10 protein-coding genes and 1 riboswitch are annotated in these 11,171 nt (G+C 70.8%); of the genes, 7 read left to right on the forward strand and 3 right to left on the reverse strand.

Translation table 11 applies throughout. From position 1 onward, the window contains the following. Window positions 1-39 precede the first annotated feature (39 nt). Both J4557_RS11445 and lysX read left to right on the forward strand, forming a co-directional pair. Complete coding sequence (locus tag J4557_RS11445; protein ID WP_208266453.1) at window positions 40-1,005, forward strand: LysR family transcriptional regulator; 966 nt, start codon at window positions 40-42, stop codon at window positions 1,003-1,005. Then, on the forward strand, window positions 1,002-2,492 hold the full coding sequence (lysX, locus tag J4557_RS11450; protein WP_307799661.1) for a bifunctional lysylphosphatidylglycerol synthetase/lysine--tRNA ligase LysX: 1,491 nt from the start codon (window positions 1,002-1,004) through the stop codon (window positions 2,490-2,492). Before J4557_RS11445 ends, lysX begins: the two co-directional genes overlap by 4 nt. A gap of 22 nt (window positions 2,493-2,514) precedes the next feature. On the opposite strand, the gene J4557_RS11455 is transcribed toward lysX, so the two are convergent. Both J4557_RS11455 and J4557_RS11460 read right to left on the reverse strand, forming a co-directional pair. Then, window positions 2,515-3,744, reverse strand: a complete 1,230-nt coding sequence (locus tag J4557_RS11455; RefSeq protein WP_208266454.1) for a cytochrome P450 — start codon at window positions 3,742-3,744, stop codon at window positions 2,515-2,517. A 75-nt stretch (window positions 3,745-3,819) separates the two neighbouring features. Then, a complete protein-coding gene (locus J4557_RS11460; RefSeq protein WP_208266455.1) occupies window positions 3,820-4,842 on the reverse strand; it encodes a LacI family DNA-binding transcriptional regulator in 1,023 nt (340 codons plus the stop codon). A gap of 435 nt (window positions 4,843-5,277) precedes the next feature. Here J4557_RS11460 and J4557_RS11465 point away from each other — a divergent pair, with 435 nt between their 5' ends. Continuing rightward, entirely contained in the window at window positions 5,278-5,547 is a 270-nt protein-coding gene (locus J4557_RS11465) for a LuxR C-terminal-related transcriptional regulator (RefSeq protein ID WP_372442464.1), read from the forward strand. 402 nt (window positions 5,548-5,949) lie between these two features. Here J4557_RS11465 and J4557_RS51630 read toward each other — a convergent pair whose 3' ends face one another. Further along, window positions 5,950-6,927, reverse strand: coding sequence for an NlpC/P60 family protein (locus tag J4557_RS51630; RefSeq protein WP_307799663.1), 978 nt, complete (start codon window positions 6,925-6,927; stop codon window positions 5,950-5,952). 3 nt (window positions 6,928-6,930) lie between these two features. Beyond that, window positions 6,931-7,132, reverse strand: a riboswitch (cyclic di-AMP (ydaO/yuaA leader). 293 nt (window positions 7,133-7,425) lie between these two features. Here J4557_RS51630 and J4557_RS11475 point away from each other — a divergent pair. The 4 genes from J4557_RS11475 (at window position 7,426) to J4557_RS11490 (ending at window position 10,866) form a co-directional block, all read left to right on the forward strand. Next, on the forward strand, window positions 7,426-7,956 hold the full coding sequence (locus tag J4557_RS11475) for an amino-acid N-acetyltransferase (protein WP_372442461.1): 531 nt from the start codon (window positions 7,426-7,428) through the stop codon (window positions 7,954-7,956). Window positions 7,957-7,962: 6 nt separating this feature from the next. Further along, window positions 7,963-8,820, forward strand: coding sequence for an RDD family protein (locus J4557_RS11480; protein WP_208266456.1), 858 nt, complete (start codon window positions 7,963-7,965; stop codon window positions 8,818-8,820). Between the two features lie 7 nt (window positions 8,821-8,827). Then, a complete protein-coding gene (locus J4557_RS11485; protein ID WP_208266457.1) occupies window positions 8,828-9,580 on the forward strand; it encodes an RDD family protein in 753 nt (250 codons plus the stop codon). Window positions 9,581-10,542: 962 nt separating this feature from the next. Beyond that, entirely contained in the window at window positions 10,543-10,866 is a 324-nt protein-coding gene (locus J4557_RS11490; RefSeq protein WP_151543546.1) for a histone-like nucleoid-structuring protein Lsr2, read from the forward strand. Window positions 10,867-11,171 lie beyond the last annotated feature (305 nt).

Genomic DNA, 11,171 nt, shown 5'->3' on the forward strand with positions numbered 1-11,171 from the left:
CGATTCGTGAACGGCCCGCCGCCGGTTACCGTGACGAGCATGGAACTGCGTGAGCTGGCCTCCTTCCTCGCGGTCGTCGAGGAAGGGCAGTTCGCGCGGGCCGCGGCCCGGCTGTTCCTGTCGCCGCCCGCGGTCACCGCGCACGTCCAGCGGCTCGAACGGGACCTCGGCGTCCGGCTGCTGGAACGCTCCCCGCTGCGGCTCACCGAGGCGGGGCGGCGGTTCGTCCCGCACGCCCGGGCCGCCCTCGCGGCCGTGGACGCCGCCGCCGGCGCGGTCGCCGACCTGCGCGGCGAGGACGGCGGGGCCTTCCGCGTCGGCGTGATGGGGCACGGCTCCGCCGAGCTCACGCCCGCGATCGTCCGCGCGTTCCGGCAGGCCCGGCCGGGCATCCGGCTGACGATCATGCCGCTGGACTTCACCGAGCACGTCTCCGCGCTGGTCGAGCGGAAGGTGGACGTCGCGTTCGTGCGCCCGGCGCCCGACGACGACCGGATCGTCAGCGACGTGCTGACCACCGAGCCGCGGATCGTCGGGGTCCCCGCCGAAGGCCCCGCCGCGGAGGCCGGCGCGCTGCACCTCGCCGACGTCCTCGACCTGCCGATCGTCGCCGTGCCCGACATCACGCCGAGCGTGTTCACCGACTACCTGTACTTCACCCCGGCGGTGAACGGCGAGCGCGGACGGCGGGGCCCGGACGTCGCCCGCCACCCGCAGGACGTGATGCTCAGCATCGCCGCAGGACGCACCGTCGGGTCGGCCCTGCGGTCGTTCGCCCGCTACTACGCATGGCCGGGCGTCCGGTACGTCCCGATCCTGGACGCGCCGTGGGACAGCAGTGTCCTCGCGACCCGCCGCGACGACCCGGACCCGCGCGTCGCCGCGTTCCGCGCGATCGCCGCCGCCCTGGCCCGCGACCTCGGTCCCCTCGTCTCGGCCGGGCCGGGCGATCATCCCGAACTCGTTCGCGGGGCGTCCGCTGGGCTGGATAGCCTTGAGCCGTGAGTGACGAGACCCTCGATGACCTTCCGGAGCAGATGCGCGTCCGCCGGGAGAAGCTCGACCGCCTGCGCGAGGCCGGCGTCGACCCCTACCCGGTGACCTTCCCGCGCACGGCGACGATCGCCGAGATCCGGGAGAAACACCCGGACCTGGAGCCGGGCACCGAGACGGGCGAGAAGGTCGGCGTCACCGGTCGCGTCATGCTGGTCCGCAACACCGGCAAGCTGTGCTTCGCGACGATCCGGGACGGCTCCGGCGACATCCAGATCATGCTGTCGCTCGCGAAGGTCGGGCAGGAGCGGCTCGACTTCTGGAAGCGCGAGGTGGACCTCGGCGACCACGTCGGCGTCGAGGGCGAGGTGATCACCTCCAAGCGCGGCGAGCTGTCCGTCATGGCGGACCGCTTCGCGATCACCTCCAAGTGCCTGCGGCCGCTGCCGGAGAAGCACGCCGGCCTCACCGACCCCGAGGCCCGGGTGCGGCAGCGCTACGTCGACCTGATCGTCAACGACGAGGCCCGGAAGATGGCGCGGATCCGCAGCGCCACCGTGCGCGCCGTCCGCGACTTCTGGCACGAGGAGGGGTACCTCGAGGTCGAGACCCCGATGCTGCAGCCGATCCACGGCGGGGCGGCGGCGCGTCCGTTCAAGACGCACATCAACGCCTACGACATGGACCTGTACCTGCGGATCGCGATCGAGCTGTACCTGAAGCGGCTCGTCGTCGGCGGCATCGAGAAGGTCTTCGAGATCAACCGGAACTTCCGGAACGAGGGCGCCGACTCGACCCACAACCCCGAGTTCACCATGATCGAGGCGTACGGGACGTACCTCGACTACAACGACATGGCCGACCTGACCCAGCGGATGTACCAGAAGGCGGTCGTCGCCGCCCTCGGCACGTCCGTGGTCGTCCACGACGGCGTCGAGATCGACCTCGGCCTGCCCGAATGGCCGCGGATCACCCTGTACGGGTCGGTGTCGGAGGCGCTCGGCGAGGAGATCACCCCGCACACGCCGATCGAGACCGTCCGCAAGCTCGCCGACGCCCGCGGCATCACCTGGGACCCCAAGTGGGGTCAGGGCAAGCTCGTCCAGGAGATCTTCGAGGAGCTGATCGAGCACACCCTCGTCCAGCCGACGTTCGTCATGGACTACCCGGTGGAGACCTCGCCGTTGACCCGCCAGCACCGGCGCGAGCCGCTGCTGACCGAGAAGTGGGACCTCATCGGGTTCGGCACCGAGCTCGGCACCGCCTACTCCGAGCTGGTCGACCCGGTCGAGCAGCGGCGCCGGCTCACCGAGCAGTCGCTGCTGGCGGCGGGCGGCGACCCCGAGGCGATGCAGCTGGACGAGGACTTCCTGCGCGCGCTGGAGTACGCGATGCCGCCGACCGGCGGGATGGGCGCCGGCATCGACCGGATGATCATGGCGTTCACCGGCAAGGGCATCCGCGACACGATCCTGTTCCCGCTGGTCAAGCCGGAGTAGCACGCGGGGAGCGGCCTGCCGGTCACCCGATCCGGACCGGCAGGTCGCGCAACCCCCGCAGGACGAGGTTGTCGCGGTACGCGAGGTCGCCGTCGCCGGCGGCGAGGGCCACGTCGCGCTCGAACAGCTTCTTCAGCGCGATCTGCCCTTCAAGGCGGGCCAGCGGCGCGCCGAGGCAGAAGTGGATCCCGTGCCCGAACGACAGGTGGCGCGGCGCGTCCCGTCCCTCGGAGTAGCGCAGCAGGTCGAGGCGGTCCGGGTCGGTGAACACCGACGGGTCGCGGTTCGCGGCGCCCGTCAGCAGCAGGACGAGCCGCCCCCGCTCGATCGGGGTGCCGCCCAGCTCGACGTCCTCCAGCGCGGCCCGCAGCGTCAGCTGGACGGGCGGGTCGTAGCGGAGGAGCTCCTCCACGGCCGCCGCGACGTTCCCCGGACGCTCCCGGAACAGCGCGAGCTGCTCCGGATGCCGAAGCAGCGCCAGCGCCCCGTTCCCCACCAGGTTGACCGTCGTCTCGTGACCCGCCACGAGCAGCAGCACGCACGTCGCGAGCAGCTCCTCCTCCGACAGGACGTCGCCGCCGTCCGAGACGCCCACCAGCGCGCTCAGCAGGTCGTCGCGCGGGTCCGCGCGGCGCTCGGCGGCCAGCTCGCGGAAGTAGGCGGCGAACTCCGCGCGCGCCTCGTCGCGCAGCGCGATCTCCGCCTCGGGCAGCAGGAAGTCGGGGTCGAGACCGCGGGCCAGGGCGTCCGACCAGCCCTTGAACAGGTCGCGGTCGCGCGGCGGCACGCCCAGCATCTCGCTGATCACGATGACGGGCAGCGGGTACGCCAGCGCGGCGATCAGGTCGACCTCGCCGGACGCCGCGTCGAGCAGCTCGTCCACCAGTTCCTCGACGCGCGGCCGCAGCCGTTCGACCAGCCGCGGCGTGAACGCCTTGCTGACGAGCCGGCGCAGCCGCGTATGGTCCGGAGGGTCCATCGTGAGGAACGACCGGTTCCGCTGCGGCGCGTCCCGCCACAGGCCGCCGTTCTCGGGCCGGTGCCCGAACCGCGGGTCACGCAACGCCGCCTCGCACAGCTCGTAGGAGGTGCTGACCCACAGGCCGACCGCCGTCCGCTGCAGGCTCCCGCCCGCCGCGAGCCCCCGGTAGTGCGCGTAGGGGTCGGCGCGGAAGGCGGGGTCCGACGGGTCGAACCCGAGGATCGCCGCCGCCTCCACGTCCTGCGCGGCCTGTTCCCTGGTGTCCTCCATAGGCCAAGTCACGCGGATCTGAGACGGCATGTCAATAGCGGTGGGGAGCGAGTGACGGAGATCGGCGGCGCGGGGTCAGGCGGACTCGCGGACCACCAGTTCGGGGCGGAGGACGACCTGGCGGTGCTGATGCGACCGGCCCTCCCGGTTCTCCGCCATGGCGAGCTCCGCGGCCTCCCAGCCGAGTGCCCGCCGCGGCTGCTTGACCGTGGTCAGCGGCACGGCGGCGCTGGCGGCCAGCTCGATGTCGTCGTAGCCGACCACCGCGATGTCGTCCGGGACGTGCGCGCCGAGCCGGGTCAGCTCGTTGATCAGGCCGATGGCCAGCAGGTCGTTGGCGCAGAACACGCCGTCCGGCCGCGGCGACATCTCCAGGAGGAGCCGTGCCGCCAGCCGGCCCTCGGTGGGGCTCAGCGCGCCCTGGACGAGCACGGGCGGTTTCCCGCGGCCCGCCTCGACGAGCGTGCGGGCGGCGCCGTCGCGGCGCTCGACGCAGGGCTGCGGTTCCGGGGCGCCCGTGACGAAGACGATCCGCTCGCGGCCGATGCCGAGCAGGTGCGCGGCGGCCAGCTCCCCGCCGGCGACGTGGTCGACGTGGACCGCGCACGCGTCGCTGACGTCCCGGTCCATCAGCACGACGCTCAGCCCGGCGGCGCGCAGCCGCCGGATGCGCGACTTGCCCAGCCCGACCGGGACGATCAGGGCGCCCGCGGCGTGCTGCTCCTCCAGCAGTTCCAGCGAGCGCGCCTCCTTCGCGGCGGAGTGGTCGCTGGACAGCCAGAGGGCGTCGTGGCCCGACGCGTTCAGCGCCTCCTCGGCGCCGCGCACGACGTCGGCCGCGTACGGGTTGGTGAGGTCCTCGACGACGACGCCGAACGCGCGGCGCGGCTCGTCGCCGAACTCGCCGGCGGTGCGGTCGGGGCCCGTCCGGAGCCGTCGCGCGGACTCGTTGCGGACGAATCCGAGCTCCTCGATCGCGGCGCGCACACGGTCACGGGTAGCTTCGGCCACGAGATCTGGCCGGTTTAGGACATTCGAAACGGTCCCAACTGAGACCCCGGCACGCCGCGCGACCTCGCGAATACTGGTCTGTGGCACGTCGCTCCTCGTCCGCCCCGGTGGTGTTTTCCCAGGTAGCTGGGCTTTCCCATGTCAATCCCCGAAAACCCGGTCACTCATTGCGACCAATCGGGCACAGACAGCATGTAATCAGCGCTTGACGGGCCGGATCCGGCCGCCTAGCGTTCCGAGCCGAAGCGTAGCTTGAAACGATTCACGATCTTCGTCCGCGGCGAGATCCGGTGAGTCCAACGAGGAAGGAGCGGGTTCGGAGCCGACGACCCAGACCCGACCCTGACACGTGGCCAACGAGTGAATCGTCACCCGGAGTTCCCCCGCACGACCCCGCAATCGGCCCATCGGCCACCTCCGGCCAAGCTCGCGAGACGGAAAAGGAACCCAACCCGATGATCTAAGTCCGGAAGGCTCCGGACCCGGCAACCCAACGCATGCAGTTCGAGGCCCAACCCGTGCCTGTGCAGCGGACGGCTGCATCCCCGCGGTCATCAACCACGGACGAGGGAGGACGGAGTGGAAACAGCCACACTCGATTTCGGGCTGAGCGACGAGGAGATCAGGTTGCTCGCCCAGATCGCCAGCGGTGTCACCGCTGATGTGGCGGCACGCAAGCTGGAACTGAGCGCACGGACCTTGCGCCGCAGGTTGCGGAACATCTGCGACCGGCTGGAGGTCAACACCCCTATCGAGGCCGTGGTGTGGGCGGCCAGAAGGCAGCTCATCTAGCTCGACCCGACGACGCCCGTCAGGGGACGGCGGGCGTCATCACCCGGAAACCAGCCCGACCGGAAGCACGTCCAGCGATCCGAACTCGTCCGACCCCGCAGCGGCGGCGCCCCACGCCCGGCAGGTAGGTCCCTGCAAGAGCGCAGCGCCGCCGCGGACGTAGTTCACGTCGCCCTGCCCCGTCCGTCTGGTGCGGCCCGTCCGGGCCGTCTATCCGGTGCCGGCTGCCTGGTGTCTGTGCGCCGGCGCCTGCCTACTGCCGCGCGCTCCGCGGCCATCGATCCTGTTGCCGGCGCGTTCCTGCGGCGCCGGTTCCGCGCGCCCCGGGCAAACGGCGAGCGCGCCGACGAAAGCCGCAGGAAGCCTCCGGAGACCACGGGAAGCCGCGGGGAAGCCGAACGGCTAGGCGACGCGGACCACGCCGGCGATCGGCCGGCCGGCCAGGGACGCGATGCGGACGACGTCGCCGGTGTGCGGCGCGTGGATCATCTTGCCGCCGCCCACGTACATCCCCATGTGGTGCAGGTCGGAGTAGAAGAAGATCAGGTCGCCCGGCTGCATCTGGCTCTCCGAGACGTGGGTCCCGGCGTTCCACTGGCTGCCGGTGTAGTGCGGCAGGTTGATGCCGACCTGCTTGTAGGCCCACATCGTCAGCCCCGAGCAGTCGAACGTGCTCGGCCCCGAGGCGCCCCACACGTACGGGCTGCCGAGCTTGCTCATCGCGTACCGCAGCGCCTGCGCGGCCTTGCCCTCGCCGATGACGGGCAGCTTCGCCAGCAGGGACGGGTCCTTCTTGACGGCCTTGCCGCGGACCTTCTCGTAGGCGGAGGTGACCTTCTTCTTCTGCGCGGTGAGCTCCGCCTTCAGCTGCGTGACCTGCTGGGCGCGCTCCTCGGCGGACTTGCGCGCGCGCTGGGCGGACTGCATCGCCTGCATGAGGCCGAGGACCTGCGTGCTGTCCTGGGTGGCGAAGTAGTTGAGGGTGGCGGCGCGGTCGAGGACGACCTGCGGGTCCTGGGCGGAGATGAACGAGACCGTGGGGTCGGTGCCGCCCTGCATGTAGCTCGTCGCCGCCAGGCTGCCGACCTTCTCGCGCAGGCCCTCCAGCGACTTCTGCTGGCGCTCGGCGTTGCCGGCGGCGACCTTGGCCGCCTGCTGTGACTGCTGCAGCTTCACCTTGAGGCCGTTGTACTGCTCGGTGAGCTTCTCGAGCTGGTCCGCCAGCTTGAACGCCTGGTCCTTGAGCTCCTTGGCCGACGGGTCGGGGTCGGCGTGCGCCGTCGAGAGCGAATGCGGGACCACCACGTGGGGCGTGATGGAAAGGGCGACGAGCGCACCGGCGATCGTGAGCGCCCGGACACGGAAACGAGCCGTCCGCACAGAAACTCCTCTCCTCGTCCGCCTACCGAGTTAGCTGACGGGTTCGGGCCGGAGCAGCCCGTCCGCTGGGCGCGCGCATCCTCCGCGCGCCTGCGGATTCACCCCAGACGGCATCGGCTCAGGGTGCTCCCCCGAACGCTCCGAAAGTGGGTCCCCGGCTCCTCGGGGCGCTGGTTGCGGCCCGTGGACTCGGCGGTACGGCCTCCGCCTCGCGGAAGGCCGACGTCAGAGCGGGACACTAACGGAACCGCCATTGGATGCCAACCAGAACCTGCGAATTCGCAGGTCGTGGCGGACGGTACGGGGGGTAAGCGGCGGTTGCGGACGGCGCCGGCCCGGCCTGCCGCGCCGCCGGCGGAGCAGCGCCGGACCAGCCCCGGAGCAGCGCCGGACCAGCCCGGAATCGGCCCCGGACCGGCCCGGAACCGACCCCGGACCGGCGTCGGGTGAACGCCGGTGGCGGGGAAGGCGCGGCGAGTTCGGTAATCTCGCCTGTTTGTGGAAGTCGTGATCAGGCGTGCGCGCACCGCCGACGTTCAGGGGATCCGCAGGCTGGTCGATCTGTACGCCGGATCGGGGCGTCGCCTGCTCAAGAAATCGACGGTGAAGCTCTATGAGGACGTCCAGGAGTTCTGGGTCGCCGAGGACGTCCAGGGCGCCGGGCCGGGGGAGTCGGGGCCCATCGTGGCCTGCGGCGCGCTGCACGTGATGTGGGAGGACCTGGCGGAGGTCCGCTCGGTCGCGGTCGACAAGGGTTACGGGGGCCGCGGGCTCGGGCACCGCATCGTCGCGAGGCTCCTGCAGACCGCGCGGGAACTCGGCGTCCGGCGGGTCTTCTGTCTTACCTTCGAAGTGGAGTTCTTCGCACGTCACGGTTTTCAGCAGATTCTCGGTACTCCGGTGGCGCCCGAGGTGTACGAGGAACTCCTCCGCTCCTACGACGAAGGCGTGGCAGAGTTCTTGGACCTCGACAGGGTCAAGCCCAATACGTTGGGCAACACACGGATGTTGCTTCGCCTGGAGGACTGACCCCACATGAGCGATTCCCCCAACCGCGGCCGGCCCTACGGGCCGCCGCAGGGGCCGGGCTCGTACGGCCCGCCGCCCCCCTACCAGGGTCCCCCGCAATGGCAGCAGCCCGAGCGGCAAGGCCAGGCCCAGCCGCCCGCACAGCAGTGGCAGCCACAACAGCCACAACAGCAGCAATGGCAACAGCAGCCGTCGCAACAGCAGTGGCAAGAACCGCAGCAGGACCAGTGGGGGCAGCCCTCGCACGAGTCCTATGAGGGGTCCTACGACCAGTACGGCGGTTCCTCGGGCGGCGACATGCCGCTGGCGCCGATCCTGCGGCGCGCAGGGGCCCGCCTCATCGACAACACGCTCGTGGCGGCCTTCGGCTTCGCGCTCGTCCTCCCCGTCACGGTCGGCGCGTTCGGGCTGGGCAAGCCCGGGAGCAAGACGGAGGACGACGGCGGCATCTGGAACTGGCCCATCATCTTCACGCTGTTCGCCGTCCTGTCCGTACTGCCGTTCATCTACGAGGCCGTACAACTGTCCATGTGGGGCCGGACGTTCGGCAAGCGCTTCATGGGCATCGGCGTCGTCCAGGCCCGCCCGGCCGGGAACCAGCTGACGACGACCCAGGCCGTATGGCGGGCCGCCATCACCCACGTGGGCTACCAGATCGGCGTCTTCTTCTTCCTCGTGCTCGCCGTGATGGTGTGGCAGTACTTCGCCTACGGGATGCTGCTGGTCTGGGCGGGTGCGCTCATGGCGTACCTGTGGGCCATCTGGGACCAGCCCCTCCACCAGGCCCTCCACGACCGCTTCGCCGGCACCCTCGTCATCGACGAGCGCGCGGGGTACGGCGAGTACGCCGAGTACGCGGAGTAGGGCCGCGATGGCGACTCCGCGAACGCCCGCGCAGGGGTCGGACGAGCCGTCCGGGACCGGGAACGCCCTCCCGGACGGCGAACCTCCGCTGTACGAGCCTCCGCTGTATGAGCCTCCGCTGTACGGCCACCCCGCCGATGACGCGGCCGACGAGCCCGCCGATGACCTCGCCGACGGTCCCGCCGAGGGAGCCGCGGCAGAGGCCGAGGAGACCGGGGAGCCCGCGGAGGGCGCCGCCGGGGAGGAGTCGGCGCTCGCCGAACCCGGGCAGCGCCTGCTGGCGCGCATCGTCGACACCCTCGTGGTCGGCCTGCCCGTCATCATGGTCGTGAAGGAGTTCGTGTCCGGCCACGAGCTGGACGTCGTCGCCCCGCCCGCCGTGGCGGGCTGCATGCTGCTGTACGAGGCCGTGCAACTCGCCCTGTGGGGCCAGACCCTCGGCAAGCGCTTCGCGGGGATCCAGGTCGTCCCGGATCCGTCCGTCCCTGAGGGCGGCCTCAGGGACGCGGAACGGGCCGCAGCCCCTGAGACCCGCGGCGGCGAGCCCGAGGGCGGGTACGGCCGTCCGAGCGTCCTGCGGGCCGTGCTGCGGGCCGCGGTGTACTCCGTGCCGATCGCCCTGCGGCCCGTCCACATTCTCGGTCTTCTGGCGAGCCTGTTCTGGGTGGCGAACGCCGGGTTCATATACGAGGGGACCCACCGCCGGGCCGTCCATGACAGGCTCGCCGGCACTCTGGTCGTAAAACGCCGCAGGCCCTGATTCACCGGCGTTTGCGGCACTCTCGGAGTTCGCGGCCGCCGTCACGGGCGCGCCCGGCCGCGCCGCGCGCTGATCACGTTGAGCGCCCGCACAGGGCGCCGCGCGGCTTTGCCCGGGCCGGACGGGCCGCAGGACTTTGGGGAGATCCTCGCGCCGTTTCGGACACCGGACTTCGCCGGGCCAATGCCAGCTCGTTCCGGGCACGTTCAGGTTACGGGCGGGATTCCCGGAGGATGTGTCTCGTCCCGGAAGGCCCCTCCGGTTTGGATGTGCTTCCCGGCGCGCCCGGAGTCGGCGTTCATTGGGCCCGCCGCACTTAGTCGGGATGGGACGCCGTCTCGCACCGAGCGGGGCACCCAGGCTGATTCAGCCGCTTATCCCCCGATTTCGGGATGGACTGGTATCGACGGGGTTACGCTCCGCCGTCCCGCCGCCAGTTCCCGAGCGCCGGAAGGCAACAGATTTTCGCCCCGGCTTCGCGTCCCGTAATCCCTCCACATCCGCCGGTGGCGGGGCTGCGGTCCCGGTCGGGCGGGCCTCGAGCCGGTCTGGCGCGTATTCCGGGCGCCTGCTCCGGTTAGTGCCGTTACGGCAGGGCTAAACGTCGGCAAGCGGTACGGGTGTGCCCACCCTGTTAAGGTCCCGGTGGAACCTTTTCCAGTCGAGGTCCCCCCGACGGAATGCCTCGGCACCCTGATACCTGGTCCAATGCGTCTTCGACGACCCAGGTCAGCGCCGTGCGCCGTGACGCCGGTCACCCTGAAATCCGCGCCCCCGGTCCGCCCCGGTAATTGAAGGGCGCACCATCCGCCCGGCCCGCGCCGCCCTCCGCGCACCGGTGGTCAAGCCGTTACCGGCCGCCAAGGGATGTTCATCCTCGACTTGAATTGTCATCCGCAGACTTCCCGGTATATCTTTGTCAACCGAATGCATAGTTTGCTCCAGCCGAAAGGTCTGTCCCCATGGCACAGAAGGTTCAGGTGCTTCTCGTCGACGACCTCGACGGTGGCGAGGCGGACGAGACCGTAGCGTTCTCGATCGACGGCGCCTCCTACGAGATCGACCTCAGCGGCGCCAACGCTAAGAAGCTGCGGGATTCTCTGCTGCCGTTCGTGGAGAAGTCCCGCAAGGCCGGCACGGTCAACAAGCGGCGCCGCCCGCGCGGCGCGTCCAGCCGCGAGCGCAGTGCCGAGATCCGCGCCTGGGCCAAGAACAATGGCATCAAGGTCAACGAGCGCGGCAGGATCCCGGCCACCGTGATCGAGCAGTACGAGGCGGCGAACTGACCCGCCATCCCCGCGCAGGCGGCCCGTCTCCCTCCACGAGACGGGCCGTTCGCTTGTGGCGTAGCGTCCGCCCGGTTTCCCGTCCGCCCGGGCGAGGTACACCGGAACCTCGCCCCCATTCGGCGATCCTCGGACGTGACCCCGAACGACCTGCGGAAAGCCCCCGTTCGCTTGGGGCGTAGCGGGAACATGACGCACCGATGCGGTAGTTGGATGAGACTGAACAGCGCTTAGCTGGGGAACGTCTCCTGGTGGGAGTGCACCGGGCGGCCTCCTCGGGGCGGGCTAGCATGCGGAAGGACAGT

Origin of the sequence: Actinomadura nitritigenes (assembly GCF_017573545.1) — a bacterium.
Taxonomy (GTDB): Bacteria; Actinomycetota; Actinomycetes; order Streptosporangiales; family Streptosporangiaceae; genus Spirillospora; species Spirillospora nitritigenes.